We start from the raw sequence: 20,031 nt of genomic DNA on the forward strand, positions 1-20,031 counted from the left end.
TATGCGCTAATCAACTGTATTTTCGAGTATTGTAATCAATAAAAAAGAGGCTAAAAAGCCTCTTTCAATCAAAATAAGCAGATTAATTTTGCAGCATGTGCATACTCAATTTACCCATTTTAACGTCTGAAATTAGACAATAAATCTGTGGTAATCGACTTATTGTGGCTTGAGACTTTCGATTTCTTAGCTTTGGCAGAGTTGTCTTCAACCCGCTCAATTTTAATTGCTTTATAGCGATCGCCATTTTCAACCACATTAAACTTTACACGTTCATTGCGTTTCGGCTCACCTGAGTCTGCTGGGAAATCCGAGATATGAAAAAATACGTCGCCTTCAGGTGAGGAAATAAAACCAAAACCTTTATCCGCATTATATTGCTTCACTTTTCCTTGATATTGTTCAGACTTCATTACCCGATCCTCATCTGTACATGGCTAGATAGCCAGTATATAAAAAAGAGGCTGTGAAAGCCTCCTTTATGCATTCATTTTAATCATTAATCTTTTTGAACTGAACCAAAGATTTTATCGCCCGCATCGCCTAGACCCGGCACGATATAACCATTAGCATTTAAACCTTGGTCGATTGAAGCCGTGAAAATAGTGACATCTGGGTGCGCATCATTTACACGTTTAATTCCTTCAGGCGCAGCAACCAATACCATTACACGAATATCTTTACAACCACTTGCTTTCAATACATCAATCGCAGCAACCAACGAAGACCCTGTTGCAAGCATTGGGTCAATAATCATGGCTAAACGGTTTTGTACATCTGGCACCAATTTTTTGTAATAAGTACGCGCTTCAAGCGTTTCTTCATCGCGCTCTAAACCCAATACAGATACTTTTGCACTTGGAATCAGGTTTAAGAAACCATCCAACATACCAATACCCGCACGTAAAATAGGCACAACCGTAATTTTTTTACCCACAATACGATCTACGATGACTTTACCATTCCAACCATCAATTTCATGATCACACACAGGTAAATCTTTAGTTGCTTCATAGGTCAACAGCATAGTCACTTCTTGAGCCAGCTCGCGAAAGTTTTTCGTGCTGATATCTGCACGACGAAGAAGACCAAGCTTATGACGAATCAACGGATGACAAATTTCATGGATAGCCACGGGAGAGCACCTAAAAGGTAAAATAAAATTCCTGACATTATAAAGCTTTTTATCGTGCGATAAAAACAAAAAAGCCCCCAATTGATGGAGGCTTTTTTATTAAAACAAAACGTTTTGAATGATTAGTGCTGTTGAGAAAGCATAAAGTGGATTGGAGATAAAATCTCAGACTGAAGCGCAAGCTTAATAATTGGATCTGGATAGATACCAATCACCAGTACTGCTGCCGCAGCTAAAAGCACCATAATCCCCCCCACTTTTTGACCCCAATGATCCACAGCGTCGACACGCGGTGCGTCTGGTGGTGTCATGTACATCACAACCATCACACGGAGATAGTAGTACAGACCAATACCAGAACCAACAATGATCATCGCAGCAAGGAACCAATGTTGAGTCGTTACCGCAGCCATCACCACTAGGAACTTACCAATGAAGCCCGCTGTCAATGGAATACCTGCAAGCGATAACATCATCACCGTTAACACTGCGGTCAACACTGGACGACGCCAGAATAGACCACGGTAATCTGCTAGGCTTTCTGCTTCATCCACGTTGTTATATGGACTAGACATCAATGCAACTGCACCGAACGCACCAATTGTAGTTAATACATAAGTGATTACATAAACAGATACGTTTCCAAGGCTTGCATAGGTCATGCTGATTAAACCAATCAACAAGTAACCAAAGTGCGCAATTGAAGAGTATGCCAAGATACGTTTCAAGTTTACTTGCTTCACTGCAAGGAAGTTACCCACCAAGATTGATAACACTGCAATCACAGTTAAGATCGTGATGATAGAGTCAACTAGGATTGCACCTGAAGTTAAAATGTAACGTACAAACAGGCCAATTGTTGCGACTTTTGCAGCCGTTGCAAGGAAAGTTGCAATCGGTGTTGGTGCACCTGCATAAACGTCTGGTGTCCATTTGTGGAATGGCGCTAAAGACAGTTTAAATGCCACAGCAAATACGATGAAACCTAAACCTAAAAGCACCATCGGTTGCTGGATGTTTTGCATTAACGCTTGAACATTGTCATAGAACGACATTGAACCTGTGTACGCGTAAATGTAAGCCATACCCATCAACAACATTGCCGAAGCGGTTGCTGAAAGCACCAAGTACTTCACACCCGCTTCTAAAGATTTAGAGCGTTGGTGTGTATACGCCAATAAGCCATATACAGGAATCGACATCAACTCAAGGCTAATGAAGAACGATGCATAGTGAGAGCTTGCGACCATTAACATTGCACCAGTCACTGATGACAACATTAAGATATACAGTTCTTCACGGTTATCTTTATAGGTCTCGATATAGGCATGAGACAAAGTACAGCATGCCAGTGCCGCAATCAAAATGATCACTTGGTATAACAAGGTGAACGCATCCACCATGAACATACCCATCACGTTTGCTGGTTTAAAAGCCCCACCAAACATTGTGAAAAGCACATAAGCTGCTGCAAGGTTTAAGCCCACAACTGATGCTGTTGCAATTAAGTTATGGTTGCGCTTAATTGCAGTAAGAATCATCACGACGATCGTTGTTAAAGCAACGATCATCACAGGAGCTAAAGGCATAAGCTCAGAAAATGACATTGTGAAGTTCATGACTTATTGCATCTCCACATTTTCGAGTTGAACAGTTGCTTGACTTGCAACATCAACGACTTCTTGTACAGGAATGTAGCTGTTTGCTAACCACGCCATGCTTGAATTTGAAATATCAAGGAAGCTTTGTGGATATAGACCCAGCCATAACAGACCGAAAGCACAGATTAACAAGATCACTACTTCACGCGCATTTAAGTCTTTCAATGGGTTGTTGTAGTGCTGTTGTTGTTCTTCGTTCGGTGTACCAAACAATGCTTTGTGGATCAGAATCAAGCCATAAAGACCTGCAAATACTAAGCTTACAGCTGCAAGAATAGTAAACACTGGGAATTTTGCATAAGAACCCATCAAGATCAGGAACTCACCAATGAAGTTACCTAGACCCGGAATACCTACAAGCGCCGCCACGAAGAACATGAGGAAGAATGCAAGATATGGGAATTGACCACGCATACCGCCCATCAAACGCATATCCCGTGTATGAACACGCTCGTACACTTGACCACACATAATGAACAATGCAGCAGATGACAAGCCATGTGCCAACATCATGATCATCAAACCTTGGAAGGTTAAGATGTTACCTGCGTAAATCGCAAGTAAAACAAAGCCCATGTGTGAAATTGACGTGTACGCAAGTAAACGTTTCATATCGGTTTGCTGGAAAGCACACCAAGCACCGTAGAAGATACCGATCAAACCAAAAATGATCGCGATATCTGCAAACTGTGCAGAAGCCGCTGGGAAGAATGGAATCACAAAACGAAGTAGACCGTATGCAGCCGTCTTAATCAAGATACCTGCAAGGTCAACCGAACCCGCTGTAGGTGCTTGTGCATGCGCATCTGGTAACCAGCCGTGTAATGGGAAAACTGGAAGTTTTACCGCAAAACCGACAAATAAACACAGCATGAATGCATAAGCAACGGTAGGTAATTCTTTGTCTAAAGTGTTGGCTACAGCTAATAAGTAGTTGTAATCAAAACCGATCATACCTGTCATCATGTAACCATAAACCACGAGGCCTAGGATACCGATCAACATAATAAGACCAGCGACTTGCGTATAGATAAAGAATTTGGTTGCAGCGTAAACACGTGATTTACCTTCTGCCCCTTTATGACCCCAAAGCGCGATCAAGAAGTAGATAGGTACAAGCATCATCTCCCAGAAGAAGAAGAACAAGAACATGTCAATCGCTAAGAAGACACCGATCACACCCCCCAAAGACCATAAAAGGTTTAAGTGGAAGAAACCAACATTCTTTTGAATTTCACCCCAAGAACAGCCGACAGCTAACACACCTAAAAGTGCCGTTAAGCCCACCATTAATAGAGATAGGCCATCCACCGCTAAGTGGATGTTAATGCCTAAAGTTTGAATCCATGGCAACATGAATTCAGCAGACCACGATGGCACTTTCGCGCCAAGTTCGTAGTTAAATGTACCTGTTTGCCACAGCGCAACAGTTAAGCCCAAAGTAATGAGCATACCAATCAGCGCAATATAACGCGGCAGTTTGTCGTCGAGTTTGTCGACTAACCAACAAATAAAACCAGCAATGAACGGAACTAAGATCAGCGCGGGTAGAATCCAGTTGTTTGTGATTTCCATCTTATTTCCCCACGATCTGAGTTACGATCAAGACCATTAGTAATACAAAGATACCTAATGCCATGCTTGATGCGTAATCACGCAATGAACCTGTTTGACGTGAACTTGTGAAGCTATGTCCACCTTTCACAATAGCAGGCAAGACTAACCACAAGCGATCAATTGGATCACGACCTAAAATCTTCGCAATAAGCAAATATGGTTTCACAAAAACGATGTCATAAAGCGCATCGAAACCCAGCGCATTACGGCAAATGTTTGCAAGACCTGCACCGAATGACGTTTTAGCGAAGCTTTTCACAGCACTATAAGCAAATGCAAATAACACCACACCAATCGCTAAACCAACCAATGCAATACCAACAGCAGTCCATTCAGCGCTGTGCATGCCATGTTCTAATGCTTCTGGGATTACAAATGCTGGGATTTTTGCTGCATTTAAAATGCTTTCTACAGGTGCTTTAAGTACCGCACCAATGAAGGTTGAAAGTACTGCAAGAATACCCAAAGGTCCCCAGTATGTGATGCCTTTAATCGCATGATATGGGGTGTTTTCTTTACCAAAGAACACAACCCAAATCAGACGGAATGTGTAAATCGAGGTTAAGAATGCACCTGCTACACCCGCCCAGTATAATGAGTTATACACTGCGATTGATTCACCTTGAACCCAAACTGCACCCAAGATCGCGTCTTTCGAGAAGAAGCCCACGGTGATATATGGAATCGCGGCTAATGCACCGCCACCAATGGCGAAACAGATAAATAGGAATTTGTTCTTGTAGAACAAACCGCCCATCTTGAAGATGTTTTGTTCGTGGTGATAAGCCAAAATCACTGCACCTGAAGACAAGAATAACAATGCCTTGAAGAATGCGTGAGTCAGCATGTGGAATAGACCTGCTTGGTAAGCTTCAGCACCCACAGCCATAAACATATAACCGAGCTGACTCATTGTAGAGTAAGCCAAAATACGTTTGATGTCTGTTTGAACCAATGCAGCAAAACCAGCCACCAACAAGGTTACCGCACCTGTGATTGAGATAAACATCATCACTTCTGGTGCCATTTCAAACACGGTATGCATACGGCAGCACAGGTAAACACCTGCAGTTACCATCGTTGCAGCGTGGATCAATGCAGATACAGGTGTAGGACCTGCCATCGCATCGGCCAACCATGTTTGTAATGGGATCTGTGCAGATTTACCTGCTGCACCCAAGAACAACATGAGTGCTGTCCAAATGGTTAAAGATGAACTTTGTGTCATCACTGTTGGTGCAGCTGCAACCACTTCCGCAATGTTTAATGTACCGAACTGTTGGTAAATTAAGAACAAAGCGATCAGTAAGAACACATCACCGATACGTGTTACGGTAAATGCTTTAATTGCTGCAAAACCATTTGCAGGGTTTTGGTAGTAGTAACCAATCAGCAAGTAAGAACATAGACCCACGCCTTCCCAACCTAAGAACAATAACGCTAAGTTATCGCCCAATACGAGCAGCAACATGCTAGCAACGAACAGGTTGAAATAAGAGAAGAAACGTGCAAAGTCTTCTTCGCCACGCATGTACCATGACGCAAAGATGTGAATTAGGAAACCCACACCCGTCACCATACCCATCATGAGCAGTGATAAACCGTCAAGATGTAAGCTAATGCCTGGGCTTAGATTACCGACATTGAACCATGTCCACAGATGTTGAACATAAGTCACTTTGCCGTTATTAACAAAGTCTAGACCAGCGATCAAAGCAACCAATGCAGAAAGGCCAACTGCCCCCACACCAATAATGGCAGCAACATTTTCAGGAAGCTTGTTGCGACCTGCCGCTAAAAGGACAAAACCAATGAGCGGGAATAATACTGTTAAATATAAAAAACTCATCCGCGCATCTCACTAGCAGCATCCACATCCAAGTGATGGAAGCGATGGTAGAACTGAAGGACGATCGCAAGACCAATACAAGCCTCTGCCGCAGCAAGCGTTAAGATCAAAATAAACATGATTTGTCCGTCTGGTTGTACCCATGCACTACCAGCCAAAACAAACGCAAGCGCTGCTGCGTTCATCATGATTTCAAGGCTCATTAACATAAATAATAGATTGCGTCGCACCATCACACCGTAAAAACCCAGTGCAAAAAGGATGGTTGCAACAATCAAACCATGTTCTAAAGGGATGTTGCCCATTATTGTTTGTCCTCTTCTGCACCTGGTTCACGTTTACCAAGATGGAATGCTGCAACCAATGCAGCAAGCAATAACATGGCAGCAACTTCAACCAATAATAAATAGTGAGTAAAGAGTGCTTGGCCAACGACTTTTGGACCCACAACTTCGGTACCCATAGCAGGGCCAGCCACTGTGTAGTCAGAGCCGAGCATCCACACCAACACCAAGCCCATTAAGAAGCTCATGAGTGCTGGGTATGCCCAAGCAGACGATGTTAACCATTTACGCTCTTGTTCAACGGTATGTTGACCAAGGTTTAACATCATCACTACGAATACGAATAACACCATGATCGCGCCTGCATAGACGATGATCTCAAGCGCGCCAGCAAATGGCGCACCCACGATCATAAACATGCCTGCAACTGCAAGAAGTGACACGATCAAGCTCAATAAAGCGTGTACAGGATTCGCGTTGGTCACAACACGAATCGTAGAAACGATGGCCACAAGTGCCATCAAATAAAATGGCCACATCATGGTAATAAGCTCCGTACATCAACTGGTGCGCTTTCACGTTGCGCTTGACCTTTGTCTTTTCCAGTTACAGCCATACCTGTTACACGGTAGAAGTTGTAGTCTGGGTATTTACCAGGACCTGAAATGAGTAAGTTTTCTTTCTCGTATACCAAGTCTTGACGAACGTATTCACCCAACTCGAAATCTGGCGTCATTTGAATTGCAGTCGTCGGACATGCTTCTTCACACATACCGCAGAAAATACAACGTGAGAAGTTGATACGGAAAAACTCCGGATACCAACGACCATCTTCCTTTTCTGCTTTTTGTAGTGAAATACAGCCAACAGGACATGCAACTGCACATAAGTTACACGCAACACAACGTTCTTCACCATCTGGGTCACGTGTTAACACGATACGACCACGGAAACGTGGTGGAACAATTTGTTCGGCTGGCACTTCTGGGTAAAGAATGGTGTCACGTTTACGTGTCACGTGTGAGAAAACCATCCACAGTGAACGTACGATTGACCCGAACCCAGCTAGAATTTTATACATTTTATTCTCCCTGCCCTTACCACAGAATCACTGCGCCAGTAACTAATAAGTTAACTAACGCTAATGGTAAGCAAATCTTCCAACCAAAGTTCATCACTTGGTCATAACGTGGACGCATAAGTGAACCACGAGCCAAGACAAACATCATCACAAAGAATGCTGTTTTGATAATGAACCAGAATACGGGTGGAACGAACGGAATGTCGATGTTAAATGGCGCTAACCAACCACCGAAGAATAGCGTGACGATCAATGCAGAGATCAGAACCACGTTGACATATTCTGCAACGAAGAACATCCCCCATTTCATACCACCATACTCGACGTGGTAACCTTCCGCCAATTCTTGTTCTGCTTCTGGTTGGTCAAATGGGTGACGGTGAGTAACCGCAACACCTGCAACCACGAAGATTAAGAAACCTAAGAACTGTGGAATAACAAACCATACATCTTTTTGTGCTTCTACAATTTCACGCATGTTGAATGAGCCTGCAATCGCAACCACACCCATCAATGAAATACCCAAGAACACTTCATAAGAAATGGTTTGTGCTGCTGAACGTAGACCACCGAGCAATGCATATTTGTTGTTTGATGACCAACCACCAAACAATACGGCATAGACTGCAATACCGGCCATTGCCATAAAGAACAATAGGCCAATGCTCATGTCTGACACACCTAAGTATGGTGATACAGGAATAACCATGAACGACAGCACCGCTGTTGCCATGGCAACAGCAGGAGCTAAACGGAAAGTCAATTTGTCAGCAAACTTTGGTGTCCAGTCTTCTTTGAACATGATTTTCAGCATGTCAGCAACGATCTGGAACATCCCCCCAGGACCTACACGGTTGGGACCATAACGGTCTTGCCATAAGCCCAGTAAACGACGCTCAATAAAAGACATCAACGCAGCGATGAGTACTACAACGAGTAAAATCACAATCGCTTGAATGACTGAGTAGGCAATTGGCCAGTTCTCAGCCCAAAGCGGCGTTTGACGGATTAATTCTTGTTGCATGAATTACGCTCCTACCGCGACTGATACAGGCTCAGCAAGTGAAACCGTAGGTGCAAGACCAACTGGATAACCAATATAACCTGTAGGTAAATAATCAATCACTTGAACTGGAAGTACAATCGAAGTCTCACCTGCTTTCACAGTGATTTTTTGACCATCTTGAACATTCAAACGAGTTGCATCTTGCTCACCCACTGCAAAGACTGCTTCAGGAATACGCGACTCCATTGCAGGTGTTTTCACAGTAAATTCACCAGAAGCAAAAATGTGATGCATTGGCACTAAACGGAAGCTATCAGGGTTTGCAACCACAACCGCAGGAGCTACGAAAGTACGTGCTGGACGCTTCGCTAAACGATCGAATAAACGCACACCCGAATCACCACCTTTTAAGTGACCACCGACGTTATCTTGGAATTTGTTCCAAGCTTGCGGTGAGTTCCAACCTGCTGACCATGCAAATGGTACCAGTGGAGACGGCGTCTGGTTCCCGACATAGCCTTCCATAGAGAAGGTTAATGCAGAGTCGATATCTGTCGGTTGTTTCGGTTCATGCACGTTCAATGGTGCACGCATAGAAGTACGACCAGAGTAACGACGTGGTTCACGCGCAACTTTCAAACCATGGACACGGAAGCCCGCATCTGGAGCTACATCTTGAATCGCCTCAAGTGCAGGTACGTTTTTCGCAACTGACTCAATCACGTCATCAAGCAAGGTCCAAGAAATCGCTTTGCCCTTCACGCCAGTTTCAATGGCATGTAACCAGCGCCAAGATTCTTTGATCGCCAGTTCAGGTTTATAGTAGCTCGGGTCATACACTTGGTAGAAACGTTGTGCACGGCCTTCTTGAGAGACAACCGTACCATCGCCTTCAGCAAATGACGCAGCAGAAAGTACGATATCGGCTTTCTTGACAGTTTCAGTTTCAGAATGATCTAAAACAATCACTTCTTTATCTGCAAGTGCCGCTTCAACTTGTGCCGCTGGCAAACGACGGAATAGATCATTTTCAACGATCACAACCGTGTCATAGTCTTGTGCAAACACTTGTTCTAAGCTTTGACCACCAAAGATCGCCAAGCCCATAGAGTTTACTTCAGGAACCGTCAAGGTTAAACCAGCATTTTCACCAAGGTTTTGCGCGACTTGTGCAGCAGCTTCCATGATGGATGCGTCTTGTAAACTTGTACCTGAAATGATCAGTGGTTTCTTCGCCGCTTTTAGGGTCTCTGCAATGTTCTGAGCAAAGGCTTTCGCATCATCTGCTAGACCAAGAATTGCATCACCTTTCACAGCAGCAGCAACAGCAAAACCTAAACGAGCGATGTCGTTTGGAGATGCAACCACTTCACCTGTAGCCACATCAGCTAAGCGAGTTTGCGTTGCAGCGAGGATGAAAATTGGTGATTTCGCATCTTGAGCAATACGTTGTAGCGGTTCTGCCAACCAGTCTTGGGTACGGCGTTCCGCAGCCATTTCTTTGGCTTTGTTTTTCGCCGCTTGACGAACAGACAACGCCATACGTGGCGCAGTTTGCGTTAAGTCTTCACCCAAAATGAGCACAGCATCATAACTTTCGATTTCACGCATACCTGGGTTATATACACCTTCGGTTTGCATAATAGATGCAGCCAATTCAACTAAGTTCTGCTCTTTTTGAGACATACCTGTTGAATAGTGCTCTTGACCAACTAATTCGCGAAGTGCGAAGTTCGACTCAAGTGATGCACGTGGAGAACCAATACCTAAGACTTTTTTGCCTTGAATATTTGCAATCACCGTATCTAAAGCAGTATCTACAGAAACAGTTTCAATGTTTGTAGCATTACGGAACTGTGGTTGACGTGGACGATCTGCACGGTTCACATAGCCTGTCCCAAAACGACCTTTATCACAAAGGAAGTATTGGTTTACATCACCATTAAAACGGTTTTCGACACGACGAAGTTCGCCATAACGCTCACCCGGAGAAATGTTACAACCCGAAGAACAGCCTTGGCATACGCTTGGCGCATACTGCATATCCCACTTACGGTTATAGCGTTCTGAATGCGTTTTATCAGTAAATACACCTGTAGGACATACTTCAGTCAAGTTACCCGAAAATTCAGACTCTAAAGTACCCGACTCAGGACGACCAAAGTAAACACGTGACGCGCTTGCATATACGCCAAAGTCTGTACCGCCCGCGTAGTCTTTGTAGTAACGAACACAACGGTAACATGCGATACAACGGTTCATTTCATGAGAAATGAATGAGCCTAACTCTTGGTTGTAGTGCGTACGTTTCGTGAAACGGTAACGACGACGGTCGTGTTGAGTCATCACAGTCATATCTTGTAAATGACAGTGCCCACCTTCTTCACAGACTGGACAGTCGTGTGGATGGTTGGTCATCAAGAACTCAACAATTGACGCGCGGAAGTCTTTCGCTTCTTTGTCTTCAATCGAGATGTAGGTATTGTCAGATGCAGGTGTCATACATGACATGACTAAACGACCACGCGTATCTTCAGGATTCGCGTATTGAGTCACGGCACATTGACGGCAAGAACCGACAGAACCTAAGGATGGATGCCAACAAAAGTACGGGATATCAATACCCAAAGACAAACATGCTTGTAGCAAGTTCTCTGAGCCATTGACTTCGTACGATTTGCCATCGACATGAATTGTAGCCATAGTCGAATTCCTTAAGCTTGTTCTACGTTGCTAGTTTGCGCAGCAGCATTCACCACTTTTGCTTCAAACTCGCCACGGAAATATTTGAGTGCACCCATCAACGGTTCCATTGCACCTGGAGCATGCGCACAGAAAGTCTTACCAATCCAAAGCTTACGAGTAAGCTCTTGTAAGTGATCAATATCTTCTTTCTTACCTGTACCATCTTCCAATGCTTTCAGTGCTTTCACCGCCCACGGTAAACCATCACGACAAGGCGTACAGAAACCACATGACTCACGTGCAAAGAATTCTTCTAAGTTACGTGTCGCTGAAACCATACATTGCGTTTCGTCAACCACCATCAGCAAACACGTACCTAAACGTGAACCTGCTTTCATGATGCTCTCAGCATCCATCGGTAGATCAATGTGTTCAGCAGCCAAGAAATCTGTAGATGCACCACCTGGTAACCATGCTTTCAGTTTCAAACCATCACGCATACCGCCTGCATAGTCTTCAATCACTTCACGCGCAGTTGTACCAAATGGAAGTTCCCAAAGACCTGGGAATTTCACCTTACCAGATGCACCATAAATTTTTGTGCCCGGATCTTTCGACTTGCCTGCAGATAAGCCGATATACCACTCAGGGCCACGCAGCATAATTGCAGGTAGGTTATTGTAGGTCTCTACGTTGTTGACAATCGTAGGACGACCCCAAGCACCAGCAACTTGCGGGAATGGCGGTTTGGTACGTGGGTTTGCACGACGACCTTCAAGCGAGTTAATCAATGCAGTTTCTTCACCACAAATATAACGACCTGCGCCCGTGTGTACATAAAGCTCGAAGTTCCAACCCGTTCCAAGGATGTTATCACCCAAGTAACCTTTGGCACGAACTTGCTCAAGCGCTTCATTTAAGTAAGCAGCCGCTTCAATGTACTCGCCACGAATGAAGATATAACCATGAGTTGCTTCAAGCGTATACGCTGCAATCAACATCCCTTCAATCAATTGGTGAGGAAGTTTTTCCATCAACAAACGGTCTTTAAAGGTCCCTGGTTCCATCTCATCGGCATTACAAATCAGGTAACGTGGCCCTGAGTTGTCATTTGGCGCCATCAAAGACCATTTGATCCCAGCTGGGAAGCCCGCACCACCACGACCTTTTACGGTCGCCGCTTTAATCACTTCAAGCACATCTTTCGGTGGCATGGTGATTGCTTTTTTTAGACCCGCGTAACCTTCAAGCGCTTCGTAATCATCTGCATTACGAACGTGCTCTTGTTTACTCAAACGCCAAGTTAATGGATGCGTTTCTGGGTTACCTTCGCCATAAATTGGTTTTGGTTCGGTATTCATACATACTTCTCCAATAACTGTTTCACTGAAGAAACTTCAACCAAACCATGAGTGTCTTCATTCACCATCAAGGTTGGGCCTTTGTCACAGTTACCTAAGCAGCAAATCGGCAGCAAAGTAAAACGACCATCAGCAGTCGTTTGACCAAACTGAATGCCTAACTCGCGCTGAAAAGCTTCTGCTAAAGTTTCCGCACCCATCAAGAAACATGCAATCGAGTCACAAAGTAAAATGACGTTACGACCCACGGGTTGACGGTAAATACGGTTATAGAAAGTTGCAACACCTTCCAAATCAGCAACACTGATTGTCAATAACTGAGCAATGGCGTTTAGCTGCGCGTCATCTACCCAGCCATTACGGCGTTGTACACACTTCAAAGCATCCAAAGATGCTGCACGTGGGTACGGATAGTGACTAATGTGATGTTCGATTTCATGGATTTCGTCCGTAGTCAAAATCCCTTCAACATTCACGCGTGGCTTTTTATCAGTCAAAATCATCATAATGCGTTTACCCCTTAGCGATCCACGTCAGCCATAACGACGTCAATTGTCGCTAAATAAATGATCAAGTCAGATACCAGACTGCCGTTAATCACAGAAGGCATTTGCTGTAAATGCGTGAAAGTTGGTGTACGAATACGAGTACGGTAACTCATCGTTGACTTATCTGAAGTCAAGTAGTAGTTCGACGCACCTTTGACCACTTCCGCCATTACAGATGCTTCACCTGCAGGCATTACAGGACCCCAAGATACGCTTAAGAAGTGCGTAATCAAGGTTTCAATGTCTTGTAAAGTCTTATCTTTCGGCGGTGGAACAGCCAATGGGTGATCTGCTTTATATGCACCAGATGGCATGTTGTCTAAACATTGCTTCACGATTTTGAGAGATTCTTCAATTTCACGGAAGTGAACCATCACACGTGCATAAGCATCGCCTTCGTACTCAAGTGGCACATCGAAGTCGTAGTTTTCATAACCGCTATAAGGACGGTATTTACGAACATCAAAATCAATACCAGTTGCACGCAAACCTGTACCAGTCACACCCCAAGCCAATGCAGATTTCGCATCATATTGAGCTACGTTACGCGTACGACCCACAAACACAGAGTTTTTAAGTGCTGCTGTGTAGTATTCATTCATACGTTTCGGCATCCAATCTAGGATTTCACGAATCAGATGCTGCCAGTTATTTGGCAAGTCATGCGCTGTACCACCGATACGGAACCATGCTGGGTGCATACGGTAACCAGTGATCGCTTCAATTGCGTCATATATTTTTTGACGATCCGCAAACATGTAGAAGACAGGTGTCATACCGCCGGCATCTTGAATTGCAGTACCGATGAACAATAAGTGGTTATTGATACGGAATAATTCAGACATCATGACACGGATACATTGCGCACGGTCAGGTACAGTAATACCCGCCATTTGCTCCACACCCATCACATAAGGCATATTTTGCGCACAACCACCCAAGTAATCCACACGGTCGGTATAAGGAATGAATGAATGCCAAGTTTGACGTTCGGACATCTTTTCCACACCACGGTGGTGATAACCGATATCAGGCACACAGTCTTTCACTTCTTCACCATCCAACTGCAAGATTACACGGAAAGCACCGTGCGCAGATGGGTGGTTAGGACCTAAGTTAAGGAACATGAAGTCTTCGTCGTCATTTCCACGTTTCATACCCCAATCTTCAGGTACGAAACGAAGGTGTTCCTGTTCATAGTCCTGCTTCGCTTGGTTCTGCATATACGGTGTATATTCAGTAGCACGCGCAGAATACTCTTTACGAAGTGGATGACCTTCCCAGTATGTTGGCAACAAAATACGACGAAGCATTGGATGCCCTTCGAAATTGATCCCGAACATATCGTAAGCTTCACGCTCGTACCAGTTGGCATTTGGCCAAATGTTGGTTGCCGTTGGAAGATTTACATCATTTTCATTCAACGCAACTTTGATACGAATATCACTATTTCGCTCAAGCGATAACAAGTGATAGAACACAGTAAAGTCAGACGCAGGCAAACCGTCGCGGTGTGTACGTAAACGTTCATCTACCGCAGACAAGTCAAACAACATCACGTATGGACGTGACACTGTACGCAAGAACATTAAAACTTCTTGTACGCGCGCGCGCTCAACCCAGACTGTTGGAAAGTCTTCAAAAGTCGTTTGCACATAGAAGTTCTCACCAAATTTGGTTTTGAGCTCTTCTACAATTGCAAATGCTGGGCGTGAATCAACTTGCGGTGATTCTGGCATAGCGTTTTCAGTTTCAGCCATTGGCTTGGCTTCCTATTTAATACAAATTCATTCAACCTAAACGACAATTACACCCAAGCCGGGTGCATCAAAATTTATCGTTTAAATTATTTAATTTCATCCATAGAGCGTAAGTTTTTCACTGCAATACGTTCAGCATTCTTACGGTCACGTTCTGGCATCATCTTTGGCTTATATACTGGCTTAAGATCATCACCAATCACGGCAGAAAGTGGACGGCGCTCTAGTTGAATTTGGTCTTGTAACAACATTAATGCTTGGATTAATGCTTCTGGACGTGGTGGGCAACCTGGAATATAAACATCAACTGGGATGATTTTATCCACACCTTGTACAACTGAATAAATATCGTACATACCGCCAGAGTTTGCACATGCGCCCATTGAAATAACCCACTTCGGTTCCAACATTTGTTCATATAAACGTTGAATAACTGGAGCCATTTTGACGAAACATGTACCTGCAACAATCATCAAATCCGCTTGACGAGGTGAAGCACGGATTACTTCGGCACCGAAACGCGACAAGTCATGCACGCCTGTCAAAGTCGTTGCATACTCTACGTAGCAGCAAGATGTACCAAAGTTAAACGGCCAAACTGAGTTCTTACGTCCCCAGTTCACTGCTGTATGTGCCACGTCCTCTAAACGAGTCATGAACACATTTTTATTCACTTCTTCTTCAAGCGGATCCGTTACGATTTGACGCTCTTGAAGTGGATATTGATCAGCATCCGGATTCGCACGGGTTAATGTATATTTCATCCCGAGTTACTCCTTGTCAGACGATTTAGCCGGTGATTTATCTTTCACACGACCAGATGATTGAGCTGGGATTTGACCCGTAGGATCCATAACCAACTCTTCAATTGAATTAAAGCGAGTGATTTCTGCAATGTTCATATTTGGAGAACCAACTTTAGGTTTAATCCCTGCTGCTTTACGCTTGTCTGAAGGCGACCAGTTAAGCGCACCAGTAGACAACTCATAAACCAAACCAACGAGTAAAACTAAAATAAATACTGCTGCTGTTGTAAACCCAACCCAACCCACTTCACGAACAGAGTTCGCCCATGCGTAAAGGTAAAGCGCCTCTAAGTCGAATACGACGAAGAAGATAGCAACCAAATAGAACTTTGCTGATAGGCGGATACGTGCACCACCAGCACCAACCACACCTGATTCAAATTGCTCTTGCTTGGCACGGCCCCATGACTTACCCCCAAGGAGTAATGGAACGGTCAGCATAAAGACGCAAAGAAATGTAACGCCGATCACGAAGGCAATAATTGCCCATTCGTATGGAGTAATGGCACTCATGCGGGGATAACTCCTGGCAGGCCTAATTTATTAACAAAGAATGTATGTATTGGCCTTCAAATACACCAAACACAAAATTAATCCCGCCAATTGTACCCGATTGATGACGTAAGTTGCTAGCTTATAGATATTCGTCTTTAGGATGATTTCTCGTCGTTTTTTGAGATTTTTTCTATGCAAGCCCTTTTATTTTAAAACTGATCGTTTTCTTAAATAAAACAGTACTATTCTATTATTTTTCTAAATTTTCATCTTACAGCTGGAATTCACAAACCTGTGGAAGCCCCTCAAATCATTTACACCATCTCTCTACACATGGCAGACCATCTACCAAAACGAGAAAAATCAACCGAACCAACCGTTTTTTTATTCATCAAACATAGATAAAAGCAAATTAAGTCACTCATAATTTTTGTGTTTATTTGCAAATCAAATCAATCAATAGATGCACTCAGCTTTTTCTTATGCTATTGATATAAATAACCAACAACAAAGAATAAGGAGCACCGAATGAGCCTAGAATTCACCCATAAACCTAATTATTTTTTATTTGCCCAGTTGCTTATTCGCCATGTTGAAAACTATGTCCGTAAACACCCCGATGCCAATAATGCTATTTTTGATTTACGCGACATTTATGAACTTTTTCGTCAAGACAAAGCTTCAGCTACCACCAATCTCGATGGCATTATGAATATTGTAGATGAATACAAAATTGAAACGATCAATGGTGACCAAAAGCTCATTAGCCGCTATGGCATAGATATACAAAACAATTCTCTGCTGATTGACTTTAATGCCAGTGCGCTTGAAAGCCTAAAGCAAGGCAAGCAAATTATTTCTCCTGATGCCACTATTCAAGAATAAAAAAATAATGAAAAAAAAGCACCGAACCTCGGTGCTTTTTCATACCACATAAAAATTAGTTTTTGGTGTCTGTGTTTTCTTTGACATTATATTTCTTTTTAGACTTACTAAAACGATGTGCTGGCCATGTCATGGTAAAACGCGCGCCCCCTAAACTTGGACTTTGATCAACCATTACACGCCCACCAAACCAGTAAGCAATACGACTCACAATTGAAAGCCCCAAACCATAACCACCAGATGCACGAGTCCGACTATCATCTAAACGAGCAAATGCCTCAAAAACACGCTCACGCTCATCTTCGGGAATACCTGGCCCATCGTCTTCCACACAGACATAAGCCATCCCATTTTCATTTATACCACCACTCACCAACACCTGATGGTCACCATAACGTACGGCATTGCCGACTAAGTTTTGTACTACACGATGTAAGTAACGACGTTCAGCTTCAACCTGTAACGTTAAAGGTGGTGCATTTAAGTTGATTTCCTTTTGAGTCTTTAAGGCTTCAGTCTCTACCACCACCTGATCCAACACTTCAAACAAGACAATATTTTCAATATCGAGTGATGGCGTACCTTGCTCTAATTTGGCATAAGTCATAATTTCATCAATTAAAGTATTTAAGGCCTCAATATCTTTATCAATCATATCAACTTGCTGCAGGCGGTATTCATAATCGTCTTCTTCCGCCAACATTTCCATCCCAAAACGGATGCGCGCAACAGGCGTACGAAGCTCATGGGATACGGCACGCATGAGTTCACGCTGTGCTTCAATCAAACGCTGAATGTGATCGGACATGCTGTTATAACTATTCGCCAGACTCGCCATTTCGTCTTTACCATCGACAGGCAAACGTAAAGTCATATCCCCTGCTTTCATACGGTTCAAACCATAATTAACCTCTCGCAACTTACGTTGCATAGGCACTAGCAAACCATATACCCCTAAACTGAGCACAAACAAACTTAATAAGGTAATCCCTGCTGCAAGCTGAAATGGCATCCAGTTGAAAATAGGTACAGGCCCAAGCACCAACACTTTATTCGGTGAACTTGGCAAAGGAGGAGAAACAATAGAAATGGTTGTACCGCGCACGGAAGCGCTATCGCGATATAAGATCACACTATGATCTAAACGCAATCGACCAATTTGCTCAGACTCAAGCGCAAGATTTTGCACTTCTTCAATATGTACAGGATAAGAGAAATACTTTTGTATTTTCGCTAAATACTCTTCCTCTTGACCTGGGTAATAGACCAAATAATCAAGAATAAAAATCGGGAGTGCTTTCATTTGCAACTCCCCAATTTTATCTACCTTAATATAGAGTAAATGATTTGGGTCATCTTTTAGACCAAGAATCAGATACGCAACTTGCGTTTGCGCATCATAACGTACAGCGGCTTTACGCTCACTAATCCGTTTAGTCTCTGCTCGAGTTAAATTAACTTTACTTGCAGGAATCATATTAATGGGCAGTTCAAGCAGATCAGACGCATCTGAAATCCAGTCTGCTTTTTGCTGCGCGTTGGTTTGACGAGATACACCTTCACTAATAATAAAGGAAATCCCATCTGTTAATGATTCGCGATATTCTTGCACTCGCTGATAATTAATAATTTGCACAAGCAAATACGCCATGAGAGCTACGATAGCAACCAGCACGACTAACCCTGCATAGATACGCAAGAATATACTGTGTTTGAACACTAAAAATGTCCCACTTTAACGAATCAAATAGATGACTTAGATACCATTGGTTTCTTTAACAAATAAATAGCCTTTGCTACGTACCGTTTTAATACGTTTTGGATTTTCAGGATCATCGCCAATTTTTGGACGAATACGTGAAATACGTACATCAATTGAACGGTCCTGACCATCATATTCAATACCGCGTAAACGCTCAAAAATATCTTCACGCGATAAGATACGACCAGCATTTGAAGCAAGTAACCACAATAAATCATATTCAGCACTGGTGAAGTCAACCAATTCACCATTTAAAGTCACTGAGCGACCACCGTTGTCGATCACCAGATCATCAAATTCAATGCGCTGCGCAACTTCATCTTCTGGCGCCTTGTCGGTACGACGTAATAATGCACGGATACGTGCAAGTAAAACGCGTGGCTGAACTGGTTTTGCCACATAGTCATCTGCACCCATTTCCAGACCAAGCACTTGATCCATATCTTCTGTACGTGCAGTCAACATCAAAATCGGTTGATGGTAATGTGGACGAACTTCACGACAAATCGTTAAGCCATCAGCACCTGGAAGCATGACATCTAGCACCACCATATCGGGTTGTTCTGCAATAATACGGCGAATGGCACGGTTACCATCGGGCTCTACCCCAACCTCAAGACCATTACGAATCAGGTATTCTTGAGTTAAGCGAGCTAGACGCTCATCGTCTTCTACGATTAAAATTTTTGGTAACTTTTCTTCTTGGCTCATGGAGTGCCCCTTTATTTTGACGACTTAACGTATCCTTTAAAATCCAAGGGATACGCTCTGATATAGTTTGCAATATACACACGTTTACATTGTAAACAAGATCTTGTTCACCAAACTGATACATCAAAGTAGCATTTTGTTATACATTTTTTTAAGCACAAAATAAGCACTTTCTCGCGTTTGCTCTATATCCAACCAAAGCAAAGAAACGTTTCTTTACAAATTGATGTTTTTTCACGCCAAACCACTGCTTTCAACCGTTTATTTCTACTCCGCACATCTCTTTTTCACTTATCCACAATGTTATCTATAAGTACTTAAACCGAGCTTTGTTATGCTATCGCCTTGTCTAATAAGGCTTAATACAAGAATCATAAAAAAGGGA

Annotated in this window: 18 protein-coding genes; 1 reads left to right on the forward strand and 17 read right to left on the reverse strand. The window is 43.3% G+C overall.

The window, feature by feature from the left end; all coding sequences use genetic code 11:
• Positions 1-119: 119 nt before the first annotated feature.
• The 15 genes from B9T36_RS03440 to ndhC all read right to left on the reverse strand — a co-directional run bounded on the left by B9T36_RS03440 (position 120) and on the right by ndhC (position 16,306).
• On the reverse strand, positions 120-413 hold the full coding sequence (locus B9T36_RS03440; RefSeq protein ID WP_086208143.1) for a cold shock domain-containing protein: 294 nt from the start codon (positions 411-413) through the stop codon (positions 120-122).
• Positions 414-499: 86 nt separating this feature from the next.
• On the reverse strand, positions 500-1,135 hold the full coding sequence (gene upp / locus B9T36_RS03445; RefSeq protein WP_086208144.1) for a uracil phosphoribosyltransferase: 636 nt from the start codon (positions 1,133-1,135) through the stop codon (positions 500-502).
• Between the two features lie 122 nt (positions 1,136-1,257).
• Entirely contained in the window at positions 1,258-2,754 is a 1,497-nt protein-coding gene (gene nuoN / locus B9T36_RS03450) for an NADH-quinone oxidoreductase subunit NuoN (RefSeq protein WP_086208145.1), read from the reverse strand.
• A 3-nt stretch (positions 2,755-2,757) separates the two neighbouring features.
• Complete coding sequence (nuoM, locus tag B9T36_RS03455) at positions 2,758-4,365, reverse strand: NADH-quinone oxidoreductase subunit M (RefSeq protein WP_171264407.1); 1,608 nt, start codon at positions 4,363-4,365, stop codon at positions 2,758-2,760.
• Between the two features lie 7 nt (positions 4,366-4,372).
• Complete coding sequence (gene nuoL / locus B9T36_RS03460) at positions 4,373-6,262, reverse strand: NADH-quinone oxidoreductase subunit L (RefSeq protein ID WP_086208147.1); 1,890 nt, start codon at positions 6,260-6,262, stop codon at positions 4,373-4,375.
• The gene (gene nuoK, locus B9T36_RS03465; protein WP_004695395.1) at positions 6,259-6,567 is read right to left on the reverse strand and encodes an NADH-quinone oxidoreductase subunit NuoK; all 309 of its coding nucleotides are present in this window, start codon (positions 6,565-6,567) and stop codon (positions 6,259-6,261) included. Before nuoK ends, nuoL begins: the two co-directional genes overlap by 4 nt.
• Positions 6,567-7,085 (reverse strand): NADH-quinone oxidoreductase subunit J, encoded by a 519-nt coding sequence (gene nuoJ / locus B9T36_RS03470; RefSeq protein ID WP_171264408.1) that lies wholly within the window; start codon positions 7,083-7,085, stop codon positions 6,567-6,569. Before nuoJ ends, nuoK begins: the two co-directional genes overlap by 1 nt.
• Entirely contained in the window at positions 7,085-7,627 is a 543-nt protein-coding gene (gene nuoI, locus B9T36_RS03475; protein WP_004651038.1) for an NADH-quinone oxidoreductase subunit NuoI, read from the reverse strand. Before nuoI ends, nuoJ begins: the two co-directional genes overlap by 1 nt.
• Positions 7,628-7,643: 16 nt before the next feature.
• Complete coding sequence (gene nuoH / locus B9T36_RS03480; protein WP_086208149.1) at positions 7,644-8,651, reverse strand: NADH-quinone oxidoreductase subunit NuoH; 1,008 nt, start codon at positions 8,649-8,651, stop codon at positions 7,644-7,646.
• A 3-nt stretch (positions 8,652-8,654) separates the two neighbouring features.
• On the reverse strand, positions 8,655-11,336 hold the full coding sequence (gene nuoG / locus B9T36_RS03485; RefSeq protein WP_086208150.1) for an NADH-quinone oxidoreductase subunit NuoG: 2,682 nt from the start codon (positions 11,334-11,336) through the stop codon (positions 8,655-8,657).
• 11 nt (positions 11,337-11,347) lie between these two features.
• Complete coding sequence (gene nuoF, locus B9T36_RS03490) at positions 11,348-12,679, reverse strand: NADH-quinone oxidoreductase subunit NuoF (RefSeq protein ID WP_086208151.1); 1,332 nt, start codon at positions 12,677-12,679, stop codon at positions 11,348-11,350.
• Positions 12,676-13,185, reverse strand: a complete 510-nt coding sequence (gene nuoE / locus B9T36_RS03495) for an NADH-quinone oxidoreductase subunit NuoE (protein ID WP_086208152.1) — start codon at positions 13,183-13,185, stop codon at positions 12,676-12,678. The genes nuoF and nuoE overlap by 4 nt, the downstream gene beginning before the upstream one ends.
• Positions 13,186-13,199: 14 nt before the next feature.
• Complete coding sequence (nuoC, locus tag B9T36_RS03500) at positions 13,200-14,987, reverse strand: NADH-quinone oxidoreductase subunit C/D (protein ID WP_086208153.1); 1,788 nt, start codon at positions 14,985-14,987, stop codon at positions 13,200-13,202.
• An 86-nt stretch (positions 14,988-15,073) separates the two neighbouring features.
• Positions 15,074-15,751: a NuoB/complex I 20 kDa subunit family protein gene (locus tag B9T36_RS03505; RefSeq protein ID WP_004695382.1), complete on the reverse strand. Its 678-nt coding sequence runs from the start codon at positions 15,749-15,751 to the stop codon at positions 15,074-15,076.
• Positions 15,752-15,757: 6 nt separating this feature from the next.
• Complete coding sequence (gene ndhC, locus B9T36_RS03510; protein ID WP_086208154.1) at positions 15,758-16,306, reverse strand: NADH-quinone oxidoreductase subunit A; 549 nt, start codon at positions 16,304-16,306, stop codon at positions 15,758-15,760.
• Between the two features lie 510 nt (positions 16,307-16,816).
• On the opposite strand from ndhC, the gene B9T36_RS03515 reads away from it, so the two are divergent.
• Positions 16,817-17,173, forward strand: a complete 357-nt coding sequence (locus B9T36_RS03515) for a hypothetical protein (RefSeq protein ID WP_086208155.1) — start codon at positions 16,817-16,819, stop codon at positions 17,171-17,173.
• 55 nt (positions 17,174-17,228) lie between these two features.
• Here B9T36_RS03515 and bfmS read toward each other — a convergent pair whose 3' ends face one another.
• Positions 17,229-18,893, reverse strand: coding sequence for a sensor histidine kinase BfmS (gene bfmS, locus B9T36_RS03520; RefSeq protein WP_086208156.1), 1,665 nt, complete (start codon positions 18,891-18,893; stop codon positions 17,229-17,231).
• A gap of 36 nt (positions 18,894-18,929) precedes the next feature.
• Positions 18,930-19,646, reverse strand: coding sequence for a response regulator transcription factor BfmR (gene bfmR, locus B9T36_RS03525; protein WP_005007943.1), 717 nt, complete (start codon positions 19,644-19,646; stop codon positions 18,930-18,932).
• Between the last annotated feature and the right edge of the window lie 385 nt (positions 19,647-20,031).

It is taken from the genome of Acinetobacter sp. ANC 4204, assembly GCF_002135205.1.
GTDB lineage: Bacteria > Pseudomonadota > Gammaproteobacteria > Pseudomonadales > Moraxellaceae > Acinetobacter.